At 68.3% G+C, this 25,422-nt stretch carries 21 protein-coding genes and 1 tRNA gene; 8 read left to right on the top strand and 14 right to left on the bottom strand.

The annotated features are described in order from the left end of the window. Nucleotides 1-36 precede the first annotated feature (36 nt). The 5 genes from C5B96_RS13515 to serS form a co-directional block, all read right to left on the bottom strand. Nucleotides 37-255 carry a hypothetical protein gene (locus C5B96_RS13515; protein WP_104245883.1) on the bottom strand — a complete coding sequence of 73 codons (219 nt, stop codon included), beginning with the start codon at nucleotides 253-255 and terminating at the stop codon, nucleotides 37-39. A 65-nt stretch (nucleotides 256-320) separates the two neighbouring features. Continuing rightward, a tRNA-Ser gene (locus C5B96_RS13510) sits at nucleotides 321-405 on the bottom strand. A gap of 169 nt (nucleotides 406-574) precedes the next feature. Beyond that, the gene (locus C5B96_RS13505) at nucleotides 575-1,741 is read right to left on the bottom strand and encodes a putative Ig domain-containing protein (protein ID WP_233189202.1); all 1,167 of its coding nucleotides are present in this window, start codon (nucleotides 1,739-1,741) and stop codon (nucleotides 575-577) included. 427 nt (nucleotides 1,742-2,168) lie between these two features. After that, on the bottom strand, nucleotides 2,169-3,206 hold the full coding sequence (locus tag C5B96_RS13500; protein ID WP_369826486.1) for an HAD family hydrolase: 1,038 nt from the start codon (nucleotides 3,204-3,206) through the stop codon (nucleotides 2,169-2,171). A 59-nt stretch (nucleotides 3,207-3,265) separates the two neighbouring features. Further along, nucleotides 3,266-4,543: a serine--tRNA ligase gene (gene serS, locus C5B96_RS13495; protein ID WP_104245905.1), complete on the bottom strand. Its 1,278-nt coding sequence runs from the start codon at nucleotides 4,541-4,543 to the stop codon at nucleotides 3,266-3,268. Between the two features lie 35 nt (nucleotides 4,544-4,578). Here serS and C5B96_RS13490 point away from each other — a divergent pair, with 35 nt between their 5' ends. Continuing rightward, entirely contained in the window at nucleotides 4,579-5,610 is a 1,032-nt protein-coding gene (locus C5B96_RS13490) for a diacylglycerol kinase family protein (protein WP_104245881.1), read from the top strand. Between the two features lie 54 nt (nucleotides 5,611-5,664). Here C5B96_RS13490 and pheA read toward each other — a convergent pair whose 3' ends face one another. Next, on the bottom strand, nucleotides 5,665-6,654 hold the full coding sequence (gene pheA, locus C5B96_RS13485; RefSeq protein ID WP_104245880.1) for a prephenate dehydratase: 990 nt from the start codon (nucleotides 6,652-6,654) through the stop codon (nucleotides 5,665-5,667). A 213-nt stretch (nucleotides 6,655-6,867) separates the two neighbouring features. Between pheA and C5B96_RS13480 the strand changes: the two genes are divergently transcribed. Together C5B96_RS13480 and pgm are read left to right on the top strand one after the other, a co-directional pair. Next, the gene (locus C5B96_RS13480) at nucleotides 6,868-8,745 is read left to right on the top strand and encodes a putative Ig domain-containing protein (RefSeq protein ID WP_104245879.1); all 1,878 of its coding nucleotides are present in this window, start codon (nucleotides 6,868-6,870) and stop codon (nucleotides 8,743-8,745) included. Nucleotides 8,746-8,863: 118 nt separating this feature from the next. Next, nucleotides 8,864-10,489: a phosphoglucomutase (alpha-D-glucose-1,6-bisphosphate-dependent) gene (pgm, locus tag C5B96_RS13475; protein ID WP_104245878.1), complete on the top strand. Its 1,626-nt coding sequence runs from the start codon at nucleotides 8,864-8,866 to the stop codon at nucleotides 10,487-10,489. Between the two features lie 187 nt (nucleotides 10,490-10,676). Here the strand turns inward: pgm and C5B96_RS13470 are convergent, their stop codons facing one another. After that, nucleotides 10,677-11,693, bottom strand: coding sequence for a D-alanyl-D-alanine carboxypeptidase family protein (locus tag C5B96_RS13470; RefSeq protein WP_233189201.1), 1,017 nt, complete (start codon nucleotides 11,691-11,693; stop codon nucleotides 10,677-10,679). A 23-nt stretch (nucleotides 11,694-11,716) separates the two neighbouring features. Continuing rightward, a complete protein-coding gene (locus tag C5B96_RS13460; protein ID WP_104245876.1) occupies nucleotides 11,717-12,517 on the bottom strand; it encodes an amidase domain-containing protein in 801 nt (266 codons plus the stop codon). Nucleotides 12,518-12,795: 278 nt separating this feature from the next. Between C5B96_RS13460 and C5B96_RS13455 the strand changes: the two genes are divergently transcribed. Further along, entirely contained in the window at nucleotides 12,796-14,709 is a 1,914-nt protein-coding gene (locus C5B96_RS13455) for an MDR family MFS transporter (RefSeq protein ID WP_369826485.1), read from the top strand. A gap of 111 nt (nucleotides 14,710-14,820) precedes the next feature. On the opposite strand, the gene C5B96_RS13450 is transcribed toward C5B96_RS13455, so the two are convergent. Beyond that, on the bottom strand, nucleotides 14,821-15,687 hold the full coding sequence (locus C5B96_RS13450; protein ID WP_104245875.1) for a site-specific DNA-methyltransferase: 867 nt from the start codon (nucleotides 15,685-15,687) through the stop codon (nucleotides 14,821-14,823). A 70-nt stretch (nucleotides 15,688-15,757) separates the two neighbouring features. Here C5B96_RS13450 and C5B96_RS13445 point away from each other — a divergent pair, with 70 nt between their 5' ends. Next, nucleotides 15,758-16,045 carry a GNAT family N-acetyltransferase gene (locus C5B96_RS13445; RefSeq protein ID WP_104245874.1) on the top strand — a complete coding sequence of 96 codons (288 nt, stop codon included), beginning with the start codon at nucleotides 15,758-15,760 and terminating at the stop codon, nucleotides 16,043-16,045. 69 nt (nucleotides 16,046-16,114) lie between these two features. Beyond that, entirely contained in the window at nucleotides 16,115-16,540 is a 426-nt protein-coding gene (locus tag C5B96_RS13440) for a VOC family protein (RefSeq protein ID WP_104245873.1), read from the top strand. 44 nt (nucleotides 16,541-16,584) lie between these two features. Here the strand turns inward: C5B96_RS13440 and C5B96_RS13435 are convergent, their stop codons facing one another. The 5 genes from C5B96_RS13435 to C5B96_RS13415 all read right to left on the bottom strand — a co-directional run bounded on the left by C5B96_RS13435 (nucleotide 16,585) and on the right by C5B96_RS13415 (nucleotide 22,327). Beyond that, nucleotides 16,585-17,634, bottom strand: a complete 1,050-nt coding sequence (locus C5B96_RS13435) for a biotin/lipoate A/B protein ligase family protein (RefSeq protein WP_104245872.1) — start codon at nucleotides 17,632-17,634, stop codon at nucleotides 16,585-16,587. Between the two features lie 140 nt (nucleotides 17,635-17,774). Then, on the bottom strand, nucleotides 17,775-18,614 hold the full coding sequence (locus C5B96_RS13430; RefSeq protein WP_104245871.1) for an alpha/beta hydrolase: 840 nt from the start codon (nucleotides 18,612-18,614) through the stop codon (nucleotides 17,775-17,777). Between the two features lie 115 nt (nucleotides 18,615-18,729). Then, complete coding sequence (locus C5B96_RS13425; protein ID WP_104245870.1) at nucleotides 18,730-19,575, bottom strand: transglutaminase family protein; 846 nt, start codon at nucleotides 19,573-19,575, stop codon at nucleotides 18,730-18,732. Next, nucleotides 19,572-20,504 (bottom strand): alpha-E domain-containing protein, encoded by a 933-nt coding sequence (locus C5B96_RS13420; RefSeq protein ID WP_104245869.1) that lies wholly within the window; start codon nucleotides 20,502-20,504, stop codon nucleotides 19,572-19,574. The genes C5B96_RS13425 and C5B96_RS13420 overlap by 4 nt, the downstream gene beginning before the upstream one ends. Further along, nucleotides 20,504-22,327, bottom strand: a complete 1,824-nt coding sequence (locus C5B96_RS13415; protein WP_104245868.1) for a circularly permuted type 2 ATP-grasp protein — start codon at nucleotides 22,325-22,327, stop codon at nucleotides 20,504-20,506. Before C5B96_RS13415 ends, C5B96_RS13420 begins: the two co-directional genes overlap by 1 nt. A 200-nt stretch (nucleotides 22,328-22,527) precedes the next feature. On the opposite strand from C5B96_RS13415, the gene C5B96_RS13410 reads away from it, so the two are divergent. Together C5B96_RS13410 and C5B96_RS13405 are read left to right on the top strand one after the other, a co-directional pair. Next, nucleotides 22,528-23,007, top strand: coding sequence for a hypothetical protein (locus C5B96_RS13410; RefSeq protein ID WP_104245902.1), 480 nt, complete (start codon nucleotides 22,528-22,530; stop codon nucleotides 23,005-23,007). Between the two features lie 78 nt (nucleotides 23,008-23,085). Further along, entirely contained in the window at nucleotides 23,086-25,242 is a 2,157-nt protein-coding gene (locus C5B96_RS13405; RefSeq protein ID WP_146078184.1) for a hypothetical protein, read from the top strand. Nucleotides 25,243-25,422 lie beyond the last annotated feature (180 nt).

Raw genomic sequence — 25,422 nt, 5'->3', positions numbered from 1 at the left:
GCCATCGCTCCGCCACATAAGGCCCCCCCACCCGCGCTAGGGGAGCTCAGAGGGTTTCGCGCGCTGGGCCCGAATGCGTGCGACCCGCACATGTCCGATCAGAACGGTGATCGGCGCGAAGAGCAGAAGCAGCCACCCGATGTTGTCGCCATTCAGCAGCTTGACGATCCCTGCGACGAAAATTGCTGCCGCAAACCCCACGTAGACCCACGTGAGCACTCGCTGCAGAGCAGAGTTGAGCCGGGCTGCCGTCATGGCCGCAGCCTACTCGCCCGGGCACCGAACACAACAACGGCCCTGCGGGGCACCCCGACCATCTGCGGAGGGCGCGAGATTCGAACTCGCGAGACATTTCTGCCCACCAGTTTTCAAGACTGGCTCCATCGGCCGCTCGGACAGCCCTCCCTGCCGGCACCGCGCACGCGCGCGCCGACTCCCCCAGCATAACCGACCCCCTGTTCCGGTCATCGATCGACGGATGGACCATCGGAACGACTGACTGATGGACCATCCGATGTACCGACGCGGGTCGGCTGGAGGGTCGGCCGCGTCGGCCAGCTGGTCGACCGGCGGCTCAGACCGTGCGACGCCGACGCCGCACTCCCACGACGATGCCGAGCGCCACGAGACCCAGCCCGCTGCCGACGAGCCCGACCGCGCCACCCGCGTCAGCGCCGGTGTGGGCGAGCGACCCGGTCGAGCCGCCCCGGCCACTTGTCGAACCCGAACCCGACCCTCCCCCCGCGGAACCGCCCGTCGAGCCGCCGCCACCCGTTCCCGGCACGGTCGTCGGCGGTGTCGTCTGGCCGGGGGTCGACGTCGGCGTCGGGGTTGCGGTCGGGGCCGCACCGATGACGGTGAAGGAGACCGTCACGGGATTGCTCGCACCCACGAGGCTGTTCGCCACCACGGAGAACGACACCGGTCCCGAGGTCGGCGGGGTGCCCGTGAACGCGCCGGTCGTGGGGTTCAGGGTCAGCCACGCCGGTAGGTCGGCCGACGAGAACGTGAGAGGGTCGACTCCGGTCGCGGTGAAGGAGCCCGAGACACTGGCACCGAGGTCGACATCGGCGACCGGCTTCGTCAGCGTCAGCACCGTGGTGAGGTCAAGCGACGACACCACAGCGCGCGCGAAGCTCGTGGTCAGCAGCACGTTCGCCGGCGAGACGGTGATCCCCGTCAGACCCGATCCGACCGGCATCGTCTGGATCGTGGTCGCGACGGTGGCGCCATCCGGGATCACGTCGACCGTGCTCGTTGCACGGTTCGTGACGTACACGTTGTCGCGAGCATCCACGGTCAGACCGAAGGGCTTCGCCCCTGCAGCGAGCTGGTACGTGGCGATGATGTTGGTTGCAAGCGGCTTCGACGGATCGATCTTGACGACCGAGTCGTGGTCGGTGTCGGCCACGTAGAGCATCCCGTGGCTGTCGATCGCAATCGCGTCAGGGTGGCCGCCGGCCGGCAGCTTCGCGAAGACGTCGATGACTCGACCGACTGCGGAGACTTTCGAGACGGTGCCGTTGTTGGTGTTGGCGGTGTAGATGTCGCCCGCGGCGTCAATCGCGAGCGCCAGAGGCTGCGCGCCGACCAGCTCGGCGAACTTCGCAGTGGTGACGAAGCCCGCCCCCATCCTCTCGATCTTCGAGATCGTGTTGGCTGAGCCGTTCGCCGTGTAGACGATGTCATTCGGCCCGACAGCAACCGCCTCCGGCCCCACACCTACACCCAGATCGAACACAGTCAGCATCACGGTCCCGGGTACGAACGACCCGACTGAATGGCCGTCGATGTTCGCGCTCCAAACTGTACCCTTCGAGTCCACGGCCACATCGATCGGGTGCGATCCCGCTGGCATCGGCACCGATCTCAGGGGCTCGAAGACACCGTCAGAGGTGAAGGCTGCGACGACGCTCGAGCCGAAATTCGCCGTGAAGAACTCTCCCCCTGCGCCTACTGCTATCGAACGTGGGCTGCTGCCAGCGGCGAGCGTTACGAGAGGGTCGCTGGAGACAGGCGCCGCCGTGGCCGACCCAGCTCCGATCACCAGACCGGAGGCAACGAGGGCGAGACAGACGGTGACGACAGGAACAGAGAATCGGGACGCAAGAGGCATGATCGTGAGATTAGCTCATTAACTGAGCAACCCACAACCCGGAGTCCCAGCCTCAGCGCAGGGTCGCGAGCGCCTTCGCCAGACCATCGTCGTGGATCGACGACGTCACCTCTGTCGCGACCTCGCGCACGTCGTCTGGCGCCTGGCCCATCGCGACAGCGCGGCCCGAGACCGCGGCCCAGGTCAGCATCTCGATGTCGTTGCGGCCGTCGCCGGCCGCCAGTACACGCGACGAGGGGATGCCGAGCAGCTGCCGCACGCGCTCCATCGAGGTCGACTTGTTGACGCCGTCGGGCGCGATGTCGAGCCAGGCCGTCCAGCCGACCGAGTACGAGACGCGGTGCAGGCCCATCGTCTCGACGATCGACAGGAAGTCCTCCATGTCGTGCCCGGGCGAGATGACGACGACGCGCGTCGCCTCGATGTCGAGCAGCTCGTCGAACGGCACCGCCTCGCCGCCGATCGAGTTCACTGCGTCGGGGAAGTCGCCGGTGTAGCGGAAGTAGCCGTCCGCATCCTCCACCGCGAACCGCCCGTTCGGCAGGTGCGCCTGGATCTGCCGCAACACCGCACCGGGGTTGAACGTCTCGACGATCTCACGCCGATAGCCCAGTGGGGCATCCGCATCCCGCTGCATCGTGATGGCCCCGTTCGAGCAGACGACGTAGGTCGGCGCGATGCCGAGCAGGTCGAGCACCGGCAGGGTCGAGGCGACGGAGCGGCCGGTGGCGAGCATCACCTCGTGGCCGAGGCCGGTCAGGCGCGCGACCTGGTCGACGACGGCGTCGGAGATCGAGCCGTCTTCGTGCAGGATCGTTCCGTCGATGTCGAGCGCGACGAGCCAGCGCTCGGGGTTCGTCGGGTTGGTCTCCGGATGCCCGGCAGAGCCCGGCGCGTCGGCGACGGCGTCTCTCGGCAGGTCGAGCTGGCCGGGGCGCGCCGCGAAGTCGGGTTCTTCGGGGTCGGCGTCGACCAGCCCGGCGTCGTCGACCATCGGAACCTCGCCCGAACCGCTCACGCCCGCAGCCTCGGCCGCCGCCTCGTCGGCATCGCCGAACGGGATGTCGCCCACGGCACCCTCGTCGCTCACGCCATCAGCCCCGCCCTTGCCGCGAACTCCACCCACGCCGCCGATCCCACCCACGCCGCTCACGCCCGCCGCCCGTTCAGCGGCTCGATGACCTCGAGCCCACCGAGGTAGGGGCGCAGCACCTCGGGCACCCGCACCGATCCGTCGGCCCGCTGGTGCGTCTCGAGCAGCGCGACGAGCCAGCGGGTGGTCGCGAACGTGCCGTTCAGCGTCGCCACGGGAGCGGTCTTGCCCGATTCGGTGCGGTAGCGGGCATCCAGTCGCCGCGCCTGGTACGTGGTGCAGTTCGACGTCGACGTGAGCTCGCGGAACGTGCCCTGCGTGGGCACCCACGCCTCGATGTCGTACTTTCGCGCGGCCGACGAGCCGAGGTCGCCCGCAGCGACGTCGATCACGCGGTAGTTGAGGCCGAGCGAGGTGAGCAACTCCTCCTGGTAGCCGACGAGACGCAGGTGTTCGGCTTCGGCGTCTTCGGGCAGCACGTACGAGAACATCTCGAGCTTGTTGAACTGGTGAACGCGCAGGATGCCGCGGGTGTCCTTTCCGCCCGAGCCGGCCTCGCGCCGGTAGCAGGTCGACCAGCCGGCGTAGCGGTACGGCCCGTCGGTGAGGTCGAGGATCTCGTCGGAGTGGAACCCCGCGAGCGCGACCTCGCTCGTGCCCGTGAGGTAGAGGTCGTCGGCCGGCAGGTAGTAGATCTCGTCGGCATGCTCGCCGAGAAAGCCGGTGCCGCGCATGATCTCGGGGCGCACCAGGGTCGGCGTGATCATCGGCGTGAAGCCGTTCGCGATCGCCTTCTCGAGCGCCAGGTTCATCAGCGCGATCTCGAGGCGGGCACCGATGCCGGTGAGGAAGTAGAAGCGCGCGCCGCTGACCTTCGCACCGCGCTGCAGGTCGAATGCCCCGATCAACTCGGCGATCTCGACGTGGTCGCGGGGTTCGAAGTCGAAGTCCGGGCGGGTTCCGACCTCGCGCAGGGTGACGAAGTTCTCCTCGCCGCCGGAGGGCACGCCGGGAAGAACGGGGTTCGCGATGGCGCCGACGAGCCCGCTGAAGCTCAGTTCGGCATCCTGAACCCGCTGGTTCGCCTCTTTGACGCTCGCGGCCAGGGTCTGGGCCTCGGCGACTAGGGCCTTCTTCTCGTCTTTGGGAGCCGCGGCGACCTTCTTGCCGAAAGCGTTCTGCGACGCTCGCAGGTTCTCGTACTCGCCGATCGCGGTTCGGCGCTCGGTGTCGGCCGTGAGGGCCAGGTCGACCAGCTCGACCGAGTCACCGCGGGCAGCCTGGGACTGGCGGATGAGCTCGGGATTCTCGCGCAGGAGTACAGGATCGATCACCTGCACAATCTTAGCGATGCCCTACCCTATGACTTGTGGCCGTCGCAGAGCATTCCCGAGAAGAGGCCGGGCCTGCAGGCAGACGTGCTGCCGTCGTGTTCAATCCGATCAAGGTCGAGGGGTCGAAGCTGCGGGAAGCTGTCGAACGCCGAGCCGCTGCGGCCGGCTGGGGTGAGACGTTCTGGTACGAGACGACGGCTCTGGATGCCGGACAGCACGTGACCGCAGCCGCGATCGCTGCGGGAGCCGACGTCGTCATGGCCGCCGGCGGCGACGGAACGGTGCGCGCCGTCGCGGAGGCGCTGCGCGGTTCGGGCGTGCCGCTTGCGCTGCTGCCGTCGGGAACCGGAAACCTGCTTGCCCGCAACCTCGACCTCACGATGGACTTCGACGAGGGCATCGGGCTGATGTTCACGGGGTACGACCGCGACATCGACCTCGGGCTGATCGAGATCACGCGGCCCGCGGGTGCCGCCGCGGCATCCGGAGCCGACTCGCCTGCCGAGCCCGCCAGCTCGACCCACGTCTTTCTCGTCATCGCCGGTCTCGGCATCGATGCCAAGATGATCGCGAACACCAACTCGAAGCTCAAGAAAGCTGTCGGTTGGCTCGCCTACGTCGATGGCGGCCTGCGCGCGCTGCCCGAGCTTCACTCCATCACCATGTCGGTGTCGATCGACGGGGAGGAGCCGTGGCGCGACGTCTCGTCGCACTCGGTGATGGCGGGCAACTGCGGGCTGCTGCCCGGCGGCATCCTGCTCATGCCCGACGCGAAGCCCGACGACGGGGTGCTCGACTTCATGGCGCTGCGCCCGAAGGGGCCGTTCGGCTGGATCCGCGCGTGGAACAAGGTGACGATCGAGAACGGGGTGCTCGCGAAGTCGGCGGCGGGCCGGCGCCTCATCGAGATCTCGCCCGACGTCAAAGACGTGGTGTACGCGCAGGGCACCGATCTGCGGCTGAGGCTCGACGAGCCGCAGCAGATCCAGCTCGACGGCGACGAGTTCGGCGAGGCGTCGCTTCTGCACATCTGGGTCGACCCCGGCGCGCTGCGGGTGCGCGTCTAGGCTCCGGATGCCGCGCGGCGGGCGGCGGCGGCCCGCGGCATCCAGAGCCGGCGGCTACTCGGGGGAGACCTCGGGTTCGCCCGAGACCAGCGACCGCAGCCAGTCGCGCGCCTCGATGAAGACCTCGTCGTCGTAGCGGTCGACGTACTCGATCTGAGCCTGGTCCGCCCGCGGATACGACCCCAGGAAGATGACGCGCGGACTGAACCGGCGCACGCCGAGCATCGCATCCGCCACGCGCTCGTCGAGAATGTGGCCGTCGGCATCGATGATGAACCGGTAGCGCCCGAGAGCATCGCCGATGGGGCGGGACTGCAGCAGGCTGAGGTTGACCCCGCGCGTCGAGAACTGCTCGAGCAGTTCGAGCAGCGCGCCCGAGCGGTCGGCGGGGAGCTCGGCGATGATGCTCGTCTTGTCCGCCCCCGTCGGCTGCGGCAGCGCGGCGGCCCGGCTGACCAGCACGAACCGGGTGACCGCATTGTGGTTGTCGCCGATGTCGGTGGCCAGCGTGTTCAGCTCGTGGTGTTCGACGATGCGGGGCGGGGCGATCGCGGCATCCGCCAGGTCGCTGTCGAAGAGGCTGAGCGCGCTCGCCACGTTCGAGGTCGACGGGATGTGGCCGTGCGAGGGCAGGTTCGCCTCGAGCCAGCCCCTGCACTGCGCGTACGCGACGGGGTGCGCGTTCACGACGTGCACGTCTTTCAGCTCGATGCCCGGCCGCGCGACGAGCGCGAACTGCACCCTGACCAGGTACTCCCCTACGATGCGGAGGTTCGGGATGCTCGCCAGCGCGTCCTGCGTGGCGCTGACGCCGCCCTCGACCGAGTTCTCGATCGCGATCATGGCGGCGATGCTGCGGCCCGACGTCACGTCGTCGAGCGCCTCACCCACGTTGTTGACGCTCCGCCAGTTCTGGCCAGCCGCCTCGGGCACCTGCGCGAGGGCGGCCTCGGTGAAGGTGCCCGTCGGGCCGAGGTAGCTGTAGGTCGCTTTCGCGGCGCCGGATGTCGCGGCTGCGCTGTCTGCGGGCGTGCTGTCTGCCATGCCCCGAGCCTAGCCCGCGGCTGCCGCGGCGGGTCTTACCCCCCGTTCGCGGTACAGGAATACGGCAAAGGCGCCCGCGAACCTTACGTTTCGCTGAACTTTGCGGCCTTCGCGTAATGAAATGCCTCACCGCCGCTCTCCCTCTTCAGGAACACAACACATATCTCAGCGTTCCCAGCTCTGCTCACGCACGATAGAAAGAGGAATTCCATCATGAAGTTGTCGAAGTCGGTGGTCGCGCCTGTCATAGCTCTGCTGCTGGGGTCCGGCCTGGTTGCAGCGGGCGGCGCCTCATCGGCCTCGGCCGCCGGCGCCCTGAACCATCAGCCGCTGGCCTGCAAAATGACTGACGCCGTCATCGGAGGCCTGATACCCGAACACACCTGCGGGTACCGCGGTTCTACGGGTGGGGCTTCCGGCACCCCTGAAGGCGGGTCGTACTGGGGCTACGACAAGCAGATGTTCACCGACACAAAGGATTTCAGCCCATGGGAGGTTCTCAACAACAAGCGGCTGTTCCCCTCGTCTGACTCTGGCTACAACTGCATGCCTTCCCCCAACGGGTCGAACCTGTGCACGAGGTCGACGGCCCAGACGCCCCTCCCGGGTATAGACAATGCCTCGCTGTCCCAGCTGAAGTCGGAGTCGAACCGGGGCAGCGTCCTCAGCTGGGTGGAAGACGACACGATCGAGTGCGTCACGAGCCTCGGCTGCTTCAAGACAACTGTCGTCTTCACGAAGTACACAGCGGAAGCCATGTACACCTACTCGAGTTCAGGTCAACTCAATGTTCCCCAGGTCTCCTGGTACAAGAACGACGGTAAGGGCTACGGCAACATCGGCACGTACCTCGGAACCTCCCGCGGGTTCCTGACGACGGAGTCGCCCTCCGCTGATGACATGGAGCCGGCGAACACCGTCACCACCTCGTCGACGATCACACCCACAGAGGTGACGGCCCCGGGCGGGCGCGCCGACTACACCCTCACCGTTCGTGCTTCGACGGCCGGGTCGACGCTGGTTCGCCTGAAGATCTCCGGACTGAGCGCCGCAGTCGTGGACTCGATCCCGAGCGACTGGATGCGCTTCGGCACCCAGACGGACGAATACGTGAGCTACCTCATCCCGCACATGAACGCAGGGGACGTCGCCACTGCGCGCCTGCACTTCACCGTCCAGGCCCTCAGCCAGGCCGTGGTCGCCGCCGATGCGAATGGCGCGACCGCCGGCGCTCACGTCGACGTGCGGCCAGCCGCACCGGTCTGCACCGACCCCGGAACGGCTGACGGAAAGTCCGTCGCAGCGATCGGATCGGCACCGACGACTCTCTGGGGCGTGCTCTGCCACGTGCAGGCGTCGACTGACCTGAAGGCGTGGACCGGCAACGAACGTGGCGCGGGCACATTCACGATCTCCTCGAACGAGATCCGGTACACCCCACCGACCAGCACATTCGTGGGCGACGACACGATCTACGTCTACACCGAGAACGGGGCCGGCGTCGCGAGCCCGCCGACGGCCATCCATCTGAGAGTGGGAGGCAGCGCTGTCTCGGCGAACGACGAGTACAGCGTCGCAGCCGACTCGACACTCGCCGTCGATGCGGCGCACGGCGTCGCAGCGAACGATCTGTTCGCCAGCGGGCGTGACGACTGGAACGTCGTGGTCGACGACCACCCTGCCGTCGGCACGGTCACCGCTGCGCCCGACGGGTCGTTCCGCTTCGAGCCGCAGGCGGCCTTCACCGGTGACGTGACCTTCACCTACCACCTGGTGGGACCGGCCGGACAGGCCGGCGAACAGGCGACCGCCACGATCCACGTCACGAGCGATGAGCCCCCGACAGCCCTGCTCGGCAAGCCGTACCAGTACGTTCTCGCGGCCATGCAGGGAGCCTCGGCCAAGTTCGAGGTCACAACGGGGCGGCTGCCCGCCGGGCTGAAGGTCGACCAGGGAACCGGCACGATCTCGGGGACACCGACGAAGGCCGGCGACTACCACTTCGTGGTGAAGGTGACGGGCGAAGGCGCGTCTGAGCTGCGGGCGGTCGACCTGACCGTCTCCGACCCCGCGGTCTCTGGCGACATGTAGCCCCGGCAGAACTGCTGAGCAAGGTGGTCTTCTCCTCCCCAGTGGGGGGAGGGGACCACTTTTGCACAGATGACGCAAGAGCTCCCCGGGCGATGGTCACGGATGCCAAGATGAAGGCATGAACGAGCGCGCCGGGCTGCAGGCCCTCCCCGAAGACCTTGTCGACATCGATGCCCTGGTGTCGTCGTACTACGACCTGAAGCCCGATGTCAGCAACCCGGAGCAGAAGGTCATCTTCGGCACGAGCGGGCACCGCGGGTCGTCGCTCGACACCGCCTTCAACGAGAACCACATCCTCGCCATCACGCAGGCGATCGTGGAGTACCGGGCGCTGCAGGGCATCACCGGCCCGCTGTTCATCGGGCGCGACACCCACGGGCTGTCGAAGCCCGCCGAGAACACCGCGCTCGAGGTGCTGAACGCGAACCACGTCACGGTGTGGACCGACTCCCGCGACAGCTACACGCCCACGCCCGCCGTGTCGCACGCGATCCTCCGCTACAACAATCCGGCGTCGGGGCACTCCGACCAGGCCGACGGCATCGTCATCACGCCGAGCCACAACCCGCCGCGAGACGGTGGCTTCAAGTACAACCCCCCGCACGGCGGTCCGGCCGACTCCGACGCGACCGGCTGGATCGCCGCCCGTGCGAACGAGCTCATCGAGGGCGGCCTCACGGAGGTGCTGCGGGGCGAGGCGACGCCGAGCGACACGTACGACTTCCGCGAGCACTACGTTGCCGATCTGCCGAGCGTCATCGATCTCGACAAGATCGCCAAGTCGGGCATCCACATCGGCGCCGACCCGCTCGGCGGGGCGAGCGTCGACTACTGGGCGCTGATCGGCGAACGCTTCGGGCTGAACCTCGAGGTCGTCAATACGACCGTCGACCCGCAGTGGGCGTTCATGACGCTCGACTGGGACGGCAAGATCCGCATGGACTGCTCCTCGCCCTATGCCATGGCCTCGCTGGTCGAGCGCCGTCACGACTACGACATCTCCACCGGCAACGATGCGGATGCCGACCGGCACGGCGTCGTCACCCCCGACGCCGGCATCATGAACCCGAACCACTACCTCGCGGTTGCGATCCAGTACCTCTACGGCAATCGCACCTCGTGGCGCCCGGATGCCGCGATCGGCAAGACCCTCGTCTCATCGAGCATGATCGACCGGGTCGCCGAATCGCTCGGCCGACGGCTCTGGGAGGTGCCGGTCGGGTTCAAGTGGTTCGTTCCCGGGCTGATCGACGGAAGTGTGGCCTTCGGCGGCGAGGAGTCTGCGGGAGCCTCCTTCCTCCGCTTCGACGGCACGGTGTGGACGACGGACAAAGACGGCATCATCCTCGCGCTGCTGGCCTCCGAGATCCTCGCGGTGACCGGCAAGACGCCGTCGCAGCACTACGCCGACCTGGTCGCCGAGTTCGGTGACCCCGTCTACGAGCGCATCGATGCTGCAGCGTCGAAGGCGCAGAAGGCGCAGCTCGCGAAGCTCGACGGAGACGATATCCCCGCCTCGACGCTCGCCGGCGACGAGATCGTCGCCAAGCTGAGCAGGGCACCCGGCAACGACGCTCCCGTCGGCGGCGTCAAGGTCGTCACCGAGCACGCCTGGTTCGCCGCGCGCCCCTCGGGCACCGAAGACGTGTACAAGATCTATGCGGAGTCGTTCCTCGGGGCCGACCACCTCAAGGAGGTGCAGGCAGAGGCGAAGGTCATCGTCGACGGCGCACTCGGCGCCTAGGTCGTGCCGCGCGCTCGGCGGGGACACCTGGCGAGGCGCACGCGGCGCACGCGGCGCACGCGGCGCCAGAGCCGAGTCCCGCGCTCGGCGGGGACACCTGGCGAGGCATATGCCCGCCGGGCTGGGTGGGCACGGCCGGAATGCCCGCCGGGCCCGAACGGCCTCAGAGCGCCGCTCGGGCGAGGGGTCAGGGCGCGTAGTCGGGGGCGGCGGGGAGGCCGAAGAACTCCTCCAGCGTCGTGACGCCGGTCGCGTGCATCTCGGTGGCGAGGTCGGTGCCGACGTACCGGAAGTGCCAGGGCTCGTACTCATAGCCGGTCACCGCGGTCTTGTCGGCGGGGTACCGCAGGATGAAGCCGAAGCGGTAGGCGTTCGCCGCCAGCCACACTCCCGACGGCGAGCTTCCGAAGCAGGGGCTGTCGAGGTCGCAGCTGGTTCCCGAGTCGAGGATGTCGACGGCGAGCCCCGTCTGGTGCTCGCTGAACCCCGGGCGGGCACTGGTCGCGTCAGCCCCAGCCTGCCCGAGGCTGCTTACGTAGTTTCCGTACGCCCGGGTCTGCGACGCGAACGAGCGGTAGCCGCTCTCAGCGACGAGTGAGGTTCCGACCTCCGCGTGGTCGGCCGCCGCCATCGCCTCGAGGGCCGCAATCGTCTCGGGCCGGAGGGACTGCCCCCACGGATTGTGCAGGTCACCGGGAATAGCGGCGTTGCCGGGCGGAACGAAATCCGCGCCGTTCGCGATCGGGCGCAGCTTGTTCACGACGACCCAGATGCTGTTCGGGTCGTCGACCGAGTTCGCCGCCTTGTCGAACGCGGGAGGCGCGGGCGGGCCGGGCGGTACGGGCGGCGCAGAGGGCGCGGGCGAAACGGGCGCGGCGGTCGGCGAAACGGGCGCGGCCGCGGGCGCAGTGGGCGCAGCGGAGGTGGCCGAAGCCGTCGGCAAGGCACCGGCCCCGAGCGACGCCGGCGCAGTCTGCAGCCCCGCGGCGGCCGCTCCGGGGCCGAACTGGTGGGCCGCGACGCTCAGCGCGACGACCGTGCCGGCGACGAAGACCGCCACCACGACGACGATCAGCGCAGCCGCCAGAACGCGGCGGCGACGGAAGCGGCCCTGACGGGCATCCAGAACCCGCTGCGCAGCACGACCAGAACCGGAGACCTGCTCAGGGCTTCGGGGGCGGGCAGGAGGCAGGTCGTTCGGCACCCGCCCAGTGTAGGGGCAGCAGATTACGCGATGCTGTAGAAGTGCGCCGTTCCGCCCGGGTTCTCGACCGTGATCGCCGTGTCGAGGTCGCGGTACTGCGCGTCGACCGTGTGGCCGACCATCTTCACCGAGACACTTCCGTCGGCGTTCCTGTCGACCCGCGACACCAGCATCGTGTGGTCCACCCCGTTGTCGTTCTGCGGATCCCAGTCGAACATCACCACGTCGCCGATCTTGAGCGACGCCCGGTCAGAGAGCTCGAGGCGCGTCGTCTCGGGCCGTGAGTCGAGGTAGTCGTCCATCTCGTTGCCGCGGATCCAGCTGTAGCTGTAGTCGCCGCCCGAGCCGTAGTTGCTGTACCAGTCGTCGTTCTGCTCCCAGCCGCGGGCGACGAGGGTCTGGTTCACGAAGTTGCCGCAGTCGTTGTCGCTGAAGACGCTCCAGTCGGCGAGGTTGTAGTCCTTCCAGTGCGCGAACGCGTACTGCATCTGCTGATCGACAGGCGTGACCGCGGTGTAGGTGAACGTCTGGCCGGTGTCGACCACCGTTCCGTCTGCGTTCGCGAGGCTGAGCGCAGCGGCGGCCGGCTGGTAGTCGGCGGCGGGCGGGGTCACGAACGTCACGGTGCCCTCGCCGTCGATGGCAACGGATGTCGCGGGCACGCCGCCGACCGACACGCTGACCACGCTGCCGAGCCCCTGCCCGGCGAGGCTCACGGCAGTACCGCCGGCCAGAGACCCGGTCGTGACACTCGCAGCCGTGACCGACGGAGCGGGAGCAGCAGAGGTGACGGGCATCGAGGCCGATTCACCGAACGCGTTCACGGCAGTGCATCCTGTGAGGGCCAGGAAGCCGGCCCCGGCGGCCAGTGCAATGAACGAGCGTCGCGTAGTAATTGTCACCCTTTAAGAACAACACGTATTCCTATGAATAACCTCCGCGCTCGATCGGGTTGCAATTGCAAGCCCGAGAGGGTAAAAAGCTGCTGTCTTGCACGAAGGTTTCGCCGGGTGTAACTTTGCAGTCTCCGCAAACTTTCGCAGAAGTAGCCCGCGCGCACCCACCGGCCGCCGCATCCACCTCTTCACACCTCAGGACACTCATGTCACGAACCACCAGCGCCGGCCAGGCCCGCGCGCAGTCGATCAAGGATGCCGGCGGCGTCATGACACACCGCCAGATCCTCGTGATCATCTTCGCTCTGATCGCCGGAATGTTCCTCTCCGCCCTCGACCAGACCATCGTCGGCACCTCGATGCGAACCATCGCCGACGACCTCGACGGGCTCAGCCTGCAGGCCTGGGTCACGACGGCCTACCTCATTCTCTCCACCATCTCGACGCCGATCTACGGCAAGCTCAGCGACATCTTCGGCCGCCGACCCCTGTTCATCATCGCGATCGTCATCTTCTTGATCGGCTCGCTGCTCTCCGGCCTCTCGACCTCGATGTACGAGCTGGCCGTCTTCCGTGGCATCCAGGGCCTCGGTGCCGGTGGCCTGATGGCGCTGCCGCTCGCGATCATGGGTGACATGCTCGCCCCGCGCGAACGCGCCAAGTACCAGGGCTACTTCCTCGCCACCTTCGGCATCGCGAGTGTCATCGGCCCGCTGCTCGGCGGCCTGCTGTCGGGTGCGCCCGAGATCATCTTCATCACCGGTTGGCGCTGGGTCTTCCTGATCAACCTCCCCATCGGCGTCGTCGCCCTGGCCGTCGTTCTCCGCTACCTGCACCTCCCGTTCACGAAGCGCCCGGGCGTGCGCATCGACTGGTGGGGTGCCGCGACCGTCATCCTCGCGCTGGTTCCCCTGCTGCTGATCGCCGAACAGGGTCGCGAATGGGGCTGGGGTTCGGGTGGGGCGTGGCTCTGCTACATCATGTCCGCCGTCGGCATCGCCGCCTTCCTCTTCGTCGAGAGCCGCATGGGCGACGACGCACTCATCCCGCTCAAGCTGTTCAAGTCGTCGACGTTCTCTGTGGCCACCGTGCTCGGCGTGCTCGTCGGGTTCGGCATGTTCGGCGCGCTGCTCACCCTGCCGCTCTACCTGCAGCTGGTGAAGGGCGCGACGCCGACCGAGTCGGGCTTCCTGATGCTGCCGATGATCCTCGGCCTGATGACCGCCTCGATCGTGAGCGGCCAGCTCATCGCCCGCACCGGCCGGTACAAGAAGTTCCCCGTCATCGGTACGGCTCTGATGGCCGTCGGGTTCTTCATCATGACCTTCCTGAAGGTCGACACCCAGATCTGGTACGTCATGATCGGGATGTTCATCATCGGGCTGGGTCTCGGCCAGATGATGCAGACGCTGACGATCGCCTCGCAGAACTCGGTCGGCCCGCGTGACATCGGTGTGGCGACGAGTGCGTCGACGTTCTTCCGGCAGATCGGTGGAACGCTCGGCACCGCCGTGGTGTTCTCGTTCATCTTCACGCGCCTGCCGCAGACGGTCACCGATGCCTTCGCGGTTCCCTCGACGCAGGCCGGAATCGCGGCTGCCGGGCAGGACCCGGCCGTCGTCGGCAACCCGGCGAACACGCAGATCCTCGGCTGGATCCAGACGCAGGACTTCTCGGCGATCAGCAACGCGCTGAACGGTGACACGTCCTTCCTCAACGTGATCGACCCGCGTCTCGCGTTCCCGTTCCTCAGCGGGTTCTCGTACGCTATCGCATCGGTGTTCTGGATCACGATGGCGGTCGTCACGGTCGCGTTCGTGCTGGCCATCTTCCTGAAGGCGCCGCCGCTCCGTCAGAAGTCGGCCATGCAGGAGGCGAGCGATCTGGATGCCGCGGCCGATGCCGTGGCCGCGGAAGCGCTGAGCGCCGCCAACGCCACGGGCGCGATGATCGAGCCCGGCACGAGCGACGGAGGTGACCGGGGCGGTGCGGAGCGGGCATCCGGAACCGGTGTCGTCTCGGCTGGAGTCGCCGACACGACCGTCGGAGCCCGCCACACCGGCATCGGTGTCGCCACGGGCGGCGAGCCCGCTCAGCACCACCCCAAGCACGGCGCCTGACTCGCGCGCCTGAGCCGAGACGGACCGCTGCGGGCGAGACCGACACACAGAACCGTCGGTCTCGCCCGCAGGCGTCAGTCTCGGCGGTCGGAGCGCCCGTCCAGGCGGTCGCTACTCGAAGGAGGCGGCCGGGAGGCGCCGGCGGATGACCGCTATCGCCTCGGGGTTCTGCTCGATCAGCAGAAACCGGCGCCCGAGCGCTGACGCAACCGCCCCCGTCGTGCCACTGCCGGCGAAGAAGTCCAGCACCAGATCGCCCTCCCGCGACGAGGCCTGCACGATGCGCCGCAGAACACCCTCGGGCTTCTGGGTCGGGTACCCCGTCTTCTCGCGGCCGGTCGGCGACACGATCGTGTGCCACCAGACATCCGTCGGCAGCTTGCCCCGCGCCGCCCGCTCGGCAGTCACCAACCCGGGAGCCATGTAGGGCTCACGATCGACAGTCTCAGAGTCGAAGAAGTAGGCATCCGGGTTCTTCACGTAGACCAGAATCGTGTCGTGCTTGGTCGGCCAGCGCGTCTTCGACTTCGCTCCGTAGTCGTAGGCCCAGATGATCTCGTTCAGAAAACTCTCCCGGCCGAAGAGCGCATCGAGCAGCACCTTCGCGTAGTGCGCCTCTCGGTAGTCGAGGTGCAGGTAGAGCGTGCCGTCGTCGGCGAGCAGCCGCCAGGCCTCGACGAGCCTCGGCTCGAGGAACTCCCAGTAGTTCTCGAAGGCGTCGTCGTAGCGCAGCAGGTCGCCCTTGATCCGCGCGTACGAGTTGCCCTTGAACCCCGTGATCGAGCCGGTTCCCGCTTCTGAGCGCACCGCGGTCGTGCCCTGGCGACGCTGCACGCGCCCCGTATTGAACGGCGGATCGAGGTAGATCAGTGTCGCCGAGCCGCTCGGCAGGGTGGGCAGAACGTCGAGATTGTCGGCATGGATGACGCGGCCCGTCGAGCCCGCTGCCGGAAGGTCGGGGGGCGGCTGGCTGGGCATTCTCTCATTCTGGCAGGCTGCGGAGCGCCGACTGGCACGGCCCCGGCACCCGGCGTAGTGTCGCTCTGCAATGAGCACTGTCATCCGGCACGAAGCCGATCACCACCGTTACGTTCTCGTCGTCGACGACCGCGAAGCCGGGCTCGCCGACTACCGCACCATCGGCCAGACCATCGTCTTCACCCATACCGAGGTCGACCCCAGCCGTCGCAAGCACGGGCTCGGCAGCAACCTGGTGAAGGGGGCTCTGGATGATGTGCGAATCAACTCGAAGCTGAAAGTCGTTCCGCAGTGCCCCTTCGTCGCGGACTGGATCGACGTGCATCCGGAGTACCACGAGCTCGTGGAGCGTGGCTGAGCTCTTTACGGATGTCGGAGGCTGATGGTTGACTATCACTCACCATCTCGATTCGAAAGTGAGCATGCCATGGCCACCAACAACATCTTCGTGAACCTGCCCGTCGAAGACCTCGAACGGGCGACATCGTTCTACACGGCGCTCGGCTACACCGTGAACCCGAACTTCTCCGACGAGAAGGCCGCCAACATCCGACTGTCAGACTCGATCTACCTGATGCTGCTGGTGAAGCCGTACTTCTCGACGTTCACCGACCGGGAGGTCGTCGACCCGCGGCGTTCGGCCGAGGTGCTGAACTCCCTCGGCGTCGACTCACGCGAGGAGGTCGACGCGTTCGCCGCCAGGGCTGTCGCCGCGGGCGGCGCAGAACTCGGCGATCCCGAAGACTACGGCTTCATGTACTCGCGCGACATCGAAGACCCCGACGGCCACGCCTGGCAGATCATGTGGATGGATCCGGTCGCCGCCGAGAACGGGCCGCCCGCCGCTGCGTAGCGCCTGCCGCCGGGGGGGCGCCTGCCGCCGGGGGGCGCCGCTGCTCAGGGAACGCGCTCGATCCACTCGCGGGTGCCGAACTTCGTCTCGACGAGTGCTTCGGCCTTCGCGTATTCGTCATCGGTGATGTCGCCGGTGGTCGCGCCGTAGAGCGAGGTGAACGTGGCGATCATCCGGTCGATGATCTCCGCCCGAGGGAGCCCGGTCTGGCTGCGGAGCGGGTCGACCCGCTTGGCGGCCGACTTGGTGCCCTTGTCGCTCATCTTCTCGCGGCCGATGCGCAGCACCTGCACCATCTTCTCGCCGTCGATGTCGTAGCTCATCGTGACGTGATGCAGCACGGCGCCGTTGCCGAGGCGCTTCTGGGCGGCCCCGCCGATCTTGCCGCTCGGGCTCGAGATGTCGTTCAGCGGCACGTACGAGGCGTCGATGCCGAGCGACTTGAGAGCGACCAGCACCCACTCGTCGAGGAAGGCGTAGGAGTCGGCGAAGCTGAGGCCCTGAACGAGATCGGCCGGGGCGTAGATCGAATAGGTGACGACCGAGCCGGCCTCCATGAACATGGCGCCGCCACCGCTCACCCGTCGCACGACATCGAAGCCGAACTTCGCCGCGTTGTCGGGGTCGACCTCGTTCTTCAGCGACTGGAAGCTGCCGATGACGACGGCGGGCGAGTCCCACTCCCAGATGCGGAGGGTGGGCTGCCGCCGACCCTCGCCGACCTCGACGGCCAGAACCTCGTCGAGGGCCATCTGCATCAGCGGAGGAACCGCTTTCGAGTGGATGACCTGCCAGTCGTAATCGCGCCAGCTCGTCGCCTTGGCGAGTGAACGCCGGATCGCGACAGCGACGCCCTCGGCGCTGAACCCGAGCATCGTGGCGTCCTTCGGCAGGGCCGCCTTGATCGCTGCGGCGATGGCGGAAGCCTCGCTGTCGGCGGAGAGCCCGTTCACGGCCCGGTTGATGTCGCCGAGCGCACTGTCGGGTTCGAGAAAGAAGTCGCCCGCCAGCCGGAAGTCGGCGAACACTCCGTCACGAACGTCGAGGTCGACCACGACGAGCTTGCCGCCAGGAACTTTGTATTCACCGTGCATGTGCCCATCGTAGCCGCGCCCGGCCCGCGCCCGCCCTGCGTCCGCATTGGTCGTCGAAACACCGAAAGTCGCCGGTAGGCCGGGCCCGGAGCGGCACCTTTTGGCGTGTCGATCGGCGCGCGGGGTCAGGCGGGGCGGGGTCAGGCGGGGTGGGCGGCCAGCCAGGCGAGGAGGTCGGCGACGACCTCGTCGCGGTTCGTCTCTCGCAGAACCTCGTGGCGGGCATCCTGGTACAGCTGCACCGTCACGTCGCTCAGACCTCCGCGCCGGTAGGCCGCCGCGAGCTTCTGGGCGCTCTTCTCCCCGCCGAGGATGTCGTCGGTTCCCGACAGGATGAGCACCGGCAGGTCGGAGTCGAAGCGCCGCGCCGGGCGGCCGAAGAGGCGGAGTCCGTCTGCCAGCCCGAACAGCTTCAGCACCTTCGCTTCGAACATGAACTCGTCGGCTGCGGCTGCCGTCTGCACGGCGACATCCCGGCTCAACCACTCGTAGCCGTGGCCGCCGCCGGGTGGGCGGTGCCGTCGGCTGAGGTCGCCGCCATCCATCGACCCGGGCATCCGGTAGGCCGAACCGACCAACACGAGGCCGGCGTACGGTTTGGACGAACCGTTGACAATGATCTGCGCCATCAGCGAGCCCCAACTCTGCGCGAGCAGGAAGAGCGGAAGTCCCGGGTTCTTCGTGGCGATCAACGCCGTGAACTGCCGGATGCCCGCGATCGTCGCCCGCAGGCCGCCCGGGCCGAGGCGGCCGAACTGCGAGCGGTCGCCGCTGTACTGGTCGAGTCCGGTCTGTCCGTGGCCGCGGTGGTCGTTCGCGTAGACGGAGTACCCGGCCGCGTTCAGCTCGGCGGCGAGCTCGACGTAGCGGCCCGCGTATTCGCCGAGCCCGTGCGAGAGCTGCACCACTCCGCGGGGGTTCTCGACCAGCCAGCGGTAGTACGTGATGCGAACGCCGTGTTCATCGGTGAAGTGGGGCACTCCCCCATTGTGCCCGCTCTGCGGGCCGACCGCGGTCGCGAGATGGTCACCTGCGGGCGAGACCGCCAGGTAGAGGTGGCCATCTCGCCCGCAAGTGACCGTCTCGCGGGCGAGGTCACGCCTCGCGCGTGATCTCCACCTTCACGAAGAGGCGGGAGCCGAAGGGCCCCGCGTAGACCCCGCGCAGCGGCGCCACGTCGTTGTAGTCGCGGCCCCGGCCGATCGTCACGTGCCGATCGCCGATGTCGATCGAGTTCGTCGGGTCGAAGCCGCGCCAGTCGCCGCAGAACCATTCCACCCAGGCGTGCGACTCCCCCGTCACCGTCTCGCCGATGCCGGCCGACGGCCGCGGGTGCAGATATCCCGACACGTAGCGCGCCGGGATGCCCACCGACCGCAGCGCACCGAGCGCGATGTGCGTGATGTCCTGGCAGACGCCCTTCTTCTCCACCCACGCCTCGCGCGCGTTCGTGTGCACGCCCGTCACCCCGGTCATGTATTCGACCTGGTTGCCGATCTCCGAGCAGATGGCAAGCGCTGCGTCGCAGACGTTCTCGTACGATGAGGCGATCGAGGCCGCGAGAGCCGCCACCTCGTCGGGCGGGTCGGTCAGCTTCGTCTGCTTGACCTGCTCGATCGTCGAGGTCACGCGCGCCGACTCCTCGCGCAGCGACTCCCAGGTCAGCACGTGGGCGGGATGCTCGCGCGGCCGCACCTCGATGAGCGAGTTCGCGGTGAGCGACAGCTCTTTGTGCGGCGTCAGCACCTCGAACGACGACACTTTCGTGCCCCAGTAGTCGAGGTACGAGTGGTTCGACGACAGCGGCGAGATCTCGAGGTTCGAGAACAGCACGAACTGCCCGTCCGACGACACCGGCAGCATGCGCGCCTCGTTGTACGACGCCCCCACCTCACCCTCGTAGCGGTACCCCGTGACGTGCCGGATGCGCAGGCGGTTCATACGTGCTCTCCCACCCAGCTCGGTGCCGCGTTCGTCGGGAAGTACCGCTGGCGAATCGCCTCCGAGGCCTCGCTGGTCGCCTCCTGCACGAGATCCATCTGGTGCGGGAGGTCGTGCAGGATGTCCATGATCGGTCGGTACTCCAGTTGGCTGCGGATCTGGCCGAGCAGGCGCTGCGCCTGGTCGGTCACCGCGAGGCGGGTGTTGCGCGGTTCGATGTCGCGGAGGCTCTGCTCGGCACGCGAGACCGAGTAGAGGATCGAGCGGGGGAAGAGCCGGTCGAGCAGCAGGAACTCGGCGGCGTTTCGCGCCGACGGCACCCCGCGGTAGGTGCGGAGGTACGACTCGTACGCGCCGCACGAGCGCAGAATGGTCGTCCACGACGGCCCAGAGGCTTCGGTCAGCGACCGGGTCGCGAGCAGTCGCGCGGTCATGTCGGCCCGTTCGAGCGAGCGCCCGAGCGTGAAGAAGTGCCAGGCTTCGTCTCTGGATGCCGCGGACTCCTGGATGCCGACGGCGAGCGCCGAACGCTCCCTGACCCAGGCGAAGAACTCGTGCGTCTTCTCCACCGCGATGCGCCGCGGCATGCGTGCGCGCGTCGTGTTGAGGCACTCCCAGAGCTCCGTCGACACGATCTCGCGGGCCCGCCGGGCGTTCTCGCGGGCAGCACCGAGCGAGTAGGCGATCGACGCCGGTTGCGTGCGGTCGACCGCGAGAATGTCGAGCACGTCGGCCCGCGTCAGTTCGTGGTCGTCGGGCGGGATGTCGCTGCCCATCACTGCGAGCAGCGACCGGCAGGCGAGGTTCTCCTCGATCCACGGGTCTTCGAGCAGAAGTTGCAGGTGCACGTCGAGGATGCGCGCCGTACCGTCGCTGCGCTCGATGTACCGCCCGATCCAGAACAGGCTCTCAGCGATGCGGCTCAGCATCAGCGCTCTCCCTCGTGCTCGGAACGGGCATCCGGAGCCGTATCGATCGTGAGACCGTCACTTGCGGGCGAGACCGACAGGTGTGCCTGACGGTCTCGAACGGAGGTGCCCATCTCGCCGGAGGCGAGGGGGAGGGCGGCGAGGGTGAGCGGCGCGCCGAGGCGCGGGGCGGCGGCCTGCTGCTGCTGCTCCTGCTGGTCGTGGTGCGAGCGCGGCTTGTCGTAGGGCGACTGGTCGGGCACGTGCTTCACGATCGGGATGGCCTGCGTGTTGGCGGCCTGGTCGGCGACCAGCCCCTGGATGTTCTGCGCGACCTGCGCCGTGCCGTCGATCGGCGAGAATCCGCCGGCGAAACCGACCACCCAGGTGTCTTTGGACCCGCCGCCCTGCGACGAGTTGACGACCAGCTCCCCCTCGGGCAGCGCCACGCGGGTGAGGCCGCCCGGCAGCACCCAGATGTCCTTGCCGTCGTTGACCGCGAACGGGCGGAGGTCGGCGTGCCGCGGGCGCATCCCGTCTTCGACCAGCGTCGGAATCGTCGACAGCTGCACGACGGGCTGTGCAATCCAGCCCCGGGGGTCTGTGATGAGCCGTTTACGAAGCGCGTCGAGCTCCTTCTTCGACGCGGCCGGACCCACGACGAGGCCCTTGCCGCCCGAACCGTCCACGGGCTTCACGACGAGCTCATCGAGCCGGTCGAGCACCTCTTCGAGGGCTCCCGGGTCTTCGAGGCGCCAGGTGTCGACGTTCGGCAGCAGGGGCTCCTCGCTGAGGTAGTACCTGATCAGGTCGGGAAGATAGGTGTAGACGAGCTTGTCGTCGGCCACGCCGTTGCCCACCGCGTTGGCGATGGTGACGTTGCCGAGGCGCGCCGCGAGCAGGATGCCCGGCGAACCGAGCATCGAATCCGCCCGGAACTGCAACGGGTCGAGGAACTCGTCGTCGACCCGGCGGTAGATCACGTCGACGCGCGTCGGCCCCGCCGTCGTGCGCATCCAGACCCGCCCGCCCGAGCAGAACAGGTCGCGGCCCTCGACGAGCTCGATGCCCATCAGGCGGGCCAGCAGCGTGTGCTCGAAGTACGCCGAGTTGTAGACGCCCGGGGTGAGCACGACGACGTTCGGTTCTTCGACACCTTCGGGGGCGGATGCCCGCAGGGCCTGCAGCAGCTTGTTGGGGTAGTCGCCCACGGGGCGCACCCGCATGCTGACGAAGAGTTCGGGCAGGGTCTGGGCCATGACGCGGCGGTTCGAGATGACGTAGCTGACGCCGGAGGGCACCCGCACGTTGTCTTCGAGCACCCGCCACGCGCCCTTCTCGTCGCGGATGAGGTCGATTCCCGAGACCTGGATGCGCACGCCGTTCGCGCTCACGATGCCCGCCGCCTCGCGGTGGAAGTGGCTCGACGAACTCACCAGCCCGGCGGGGATGACGCCGTCGCGGATGGCGTTCTGGGCGCCGTAGATGTCGGCGAGGAACGCTTCGAGCGCGCGCACGCGCTGCTTGATGCCGGCTTCGACCCCGGTCCATTCGGCCTGTTCGATGACGCGGGGCACGGCGTCGAGCGGGAAGGGCCGCTCCTCGCCCGCGAAGTCGAACGTCACGCCCTGGGCGAGGTACGAGCTCGCGAGCGCATCCGTGCGGCCGCGGAGCTCCTCCTGCGTCATGCGGGCGAGAGCGTTGTAGATGTCCCTGTAGGCGGCCCTGGCCTCGACCGGCGACGAGGAGTGCGGCTCGGGGAACATCTCGTCGTAGGCGCTGGCACCCTTGATCGGCTTGCGGGGCAGGAGTGTGGCGCCATAGCCGGCGAACAGGTCAACCATGGTGAGAGCCTAGGCCCACCGTGTTGCCGGTGTGTTTCCGCCGGCTGCACCCGTCTGGTGCTGGAGGCAGGCCGCAACCGCTGTCGAAAGCTCAATACACCATTGGGGGGAGTTCGGCGAAATCGGCTTTTTCGAAATGGCACGATACCCCAGAACATCGGCCGTCGATGTTTCACATCGACACCGATATTTGGGGAATCATGCCTAAGCACATCAACAGGAAAAAGCGCGTCTTCGCGATCGTCACCGCCGCCGTTCTGGTTCTGGGTGGTGGGTCAGCGGCCTTCGCCTACTGGACCACGACCGGTACGGGAACCGGCTCGGCCACGACCGGCACCACCGTCAACTGGACCATCACCTCGACCACGGCCGGCGCCGCCCTCACGCCCGGCGGCCCGACAGACACCGTCACCTTCATCGTCACGAACCCGGGCACCGGTGTGCAGAACCTCGCCGCGGTCACCACCGCCGTCGCCAACGCCGACGGCACCCCGTGGGTCGCGGTGACCGGATGCTCGGCTGCCGACTACACCGTCGGAACACCCACCTTCACCACCGGCAACGTGAACCCGGGCGCCACCGTCACCGGCACGGTGACCATCCAGATGATCAACCGCGCCGCGGTCAACCAGGACGGCTGCAAGCTCGCCACCGTTCCGCTCTACTTCACCGCCAGCTAGCCGATCGACCGCGTGACGCCCGAGCCGCAGCATCGGGTGCCCCGCCCTTCAGAAACAGGTCGAACGGTCAGCTGAACCATGCGAACCGCACCACCGCGACACGGCAGGCGTGCCCACAGATCATCGTGGGACCGCCTGCCGTTCGGCGTGCGCGGATGGCTCAGCGCGGGGCTCGGCGGGATGCTCGCGGTCGCCCTGCTCGTGCTCGCCGGCATTCCCGTCGCTGGGCCGGCCGATGCGTTCTGGCGCTCGACGGGTCGCGGCGTCGGCTCCGCTGTCAGCGGCACGCTCAACGCGCCGACCGGGGTCACCGTGGCTGCGACCAGCACCTCGCCGGTCAGCGTCAGCTGGACGGCATCCGGCGGCACAACCGTGCCCACCGGGTACTTCGTGACCCGAACGGCAGGCGCCAGCACCATCGCCGCTTGCGGCAGCTCGGCCACCGCCCTGCTGACGACGACGTCGTGCAGTGACACCGGGGTCGCCGCGGGCACCTACACGTATGCCGTGACGGCGGTGTTCCGCAGCTGGACGGCGGTGAGCGCATCAAGCGGCAGTGTCGTCGTCATCGCGGCGACGAAACTGGGCTTCACCGTGCAGCCGACCAGCGCCGTCGCGGGTGTCGCGATCACGCCGTCGATCGCGGTGGCGCTGCAGAACGCCGCCGGAACCACGGTCGCGGCGGCCGGCGTCGCGATCACCCTGTCGATCGGAACCAACCCCGCCGCCGGAACGCTCTCGGGCACGGTGACGGCGCTGACGAACTCCAGCGGCATCGCGACCTTCGCCGGACTCTCCCTCGACAAGGCGGCAGCGGGCTACACCCTCAGCGCGGCGAGCCCGGGGCTGACGGCAGCGACCAGCGGCACGTTCACCATCACTCCCGCCGCCGCCTCGAAGCTGGCCTTCACCTCGGCCCCGGTGACCACGACGGCCTCGGCGACGACGAACAGCACCGCCATCACCGTGCAGCGGCAGGATGCGTTCGGCAATGCGGTGACCTCGGGCACGGCGAGCGCGCTCACGCTGACCTCGAACACGGCCGGCACCGCCGTCTTCGCCCCGACGAACCTCGCGGCGGCCGCCACCGTGAGCATCGCGGCCGGTTCGAGCACGGCCACCTTCTTCTACGGCGACACCCGCGTCGGCACGCCGACGATCACCGCAGCCTCCACCGGGCTGACCTCGGCGACCCAGGTCGAGACCGTGGCCGCTGCTGCCGCCTCGAAGCTGGTCTTCACGTCGGTGGCCGTCACCGCGGTGGCCTCGGCGACGACGAACACGTCGGCGATCACCGTGCAGCGGCAGGACGCCTTCAACAACCCGGCGCCGGCGACGGCTGTGACACCGCTGACGCTCACGTCGAACTCGGGTGGTACCGCGATCTTCGCCCCGACGAGCGGTGCGGCGGGTTCGACCGTGTCGTTCGCCACCGGGTCGAGCACCGCGACGTTCTTCCACGGAGACACCAGGGCCGGCACACCTGTGATCACGGCGGCCCTGTCGGGGCTCACCTCGGCGACCCAGACCGAGACGATCACGCCCGCGAGCGCGTCGAAGCTCGCCTTCACGTCGGCGACCCGCTCGGCCCCCGCCTCGGCGACTCCGAACGGCACGGCCATCACCGTGCAGCGTCAGGACGCGTTCGGCAACGCGGTCACCTCGGCCACCGCCAGCCCCCTCACACTGACGTCGAACACCTCGGGCACCGCGGTCTTCGGCCCGACGAGCGGGGCTGCGCCCGCCACCGTCAGCATCGCCGCCGGTGCCAGTACCGCCACCTTCTACTACGGGGACACGAAGATCGGCACGCCGACCATCACGGCCGCGGCGTCGGGCCTCACGTCGGCCTCGCTCAGCGAGACGGTCACAGCAGGGGCCGCAGCCACGCTGGTGTTCACCCAGCAGCCGGGAAACATCGTCTCCGGCACCCCGTTCTCGCCCGCGATCAAGGTGAGCGCGGTCGATGCGTTCGGCAACCCCGTGTCGACCGCCATCAGCCTCTCCATCGCGAACAACCCCTCCCTGCTCGGCGTCGGCCGGCTCTGGCAGAACGGCGTGTCGACGAACCCGGTGGTCGTCACGAGTGACGCGTCGGGAGTCGCGACCTTCAGCGGAGTCTCGATCGCTGGGGCGCTGCTGTCGGGGCTGGCCTCGGGCAACGGCTACACCCTCCAGGCAACCGTGGGGTCCGTCTCCGTCGTCAGCACCGCATTCAATGTGACGGCCGGCTGATGGGCGCGAGCACGGGTCAGTCGCTCGGCACCGCCTCCTGCGACCTGGCGAGCACCGGGATGCCCGTGGGGGCAGTGCTGGCGATGGCGGCCGTGTTCGTGCTCGCCAGGTCGCAGGAGGCGGTGCCGAGCGACTGACCCGTGCTCGCGCCCATCAGCCGGCCGTCACATTGAATGCGGT

The organism is Subtercola sp. Z020 (assembly GCF_002931235.1).
Lineage (GTDB): Bacteria > Actinomycetota > Actinomycetes > Actinomycetales > Microbacteriaceae > Subtercola.
This window is presented reverse-complemented; position numbering and strand designations above follow the sequence as displayed.

Coding starts and splice junctions, on each gene's coding strand:
- pgm (WP_104245878.1), top strand. CDS start 8,864: ATGAACGAGCGCGCCGGGCTGCAGGCCCTCCCCGAAGACCTTGTCGAC.
- C5B96_RS13425 (WP_104245870.1), bottom strand. CDS start 19,575: ATGAACCGCCTGCGCATCCGGCACGTCACGGGGTACCGCTACGAGGGT.
- C5B96_RS13415 (WP_104245868.1), bottom strand. CDS start 22,327: ATGGTTGACCTGTTCGCCGGCTATGGCGCCACACTCCTGCCCCGCAAG.
- C5B96_RS13435 (WP_104245872.1), bottom strand. CDS start 17,634: ATGCACGGTGAATACAAAGTTCCTGGCGGCAAGCTCGTCGTGGTCGAC.
- C5B96_RS13445 (WP_104245874.1), top strand. CDS start 15,758: ATGAGCACTGTCATCCGGCACGAAGCCGATCACCACCGTTACGTTCTC.
- C5B96_RS13480 (WP_104245879.1), top strand. CDS start 6,868: ATGAAGTTGTCGAAGTCGGTGGTCGCGCCTGTCATAGCTCTGCTGCTG.
- C5B96_RS13420 (WP_104245869.1), bottom strand. CDS start 20,504: ATGCTGAGCCGCATCGCTGAGAGCCTGTTCTGGATCGGGCGGTACATC.
- C5B96_RS13450 (WP_104245875.1), bottom strand. CDS start 15,687: ATGCCCAGCCAGCCGCCCCCCGACCTTCCGGCAGCGGGCTCGACGGGC.
- C5B96_RS13405 (WP_146078184.1), top strand. CDS start 23,086: ATGCGAACCGCACCACCGCGACACGGCAGGCGTGCCCACAGATCATCG.
- C5B96_RS13410 (WP_104245902.1), top strand. CDS start 22,528: ATGCCTAAGCACATCAACAGGAAAAAGCGCGTCTTCGCGATCGTCACC.
- C5B96_RS13455 (WP_369826485.1), top strand. CDS start 12,796: ATGTCACGAACCACCAGCGCCGGCCAGGCCCGCGCGCAGTCGATCAAG.
- C5B96_RS13515 (WP_104245883.1), bottom strand. CDS start 255: ATGACGGCAGCCCGGCTCAACTCTGCTCTGCAGCGAGTGCTCACGTGG.
- C5B96_RS13440 (WP_104245873.1), top strand. CDS start 16,115: ATGGCCACCAACAACATCTTCGTGAACCTGCCCGTCGAAGACCTCGAA.
- pheA (WP_104245880.1), bottom strand. CDS start 6,654: ATGGCAGACAGCACGCCCGCAGACAGCGCAGCCGCGACATCCGGCGCC.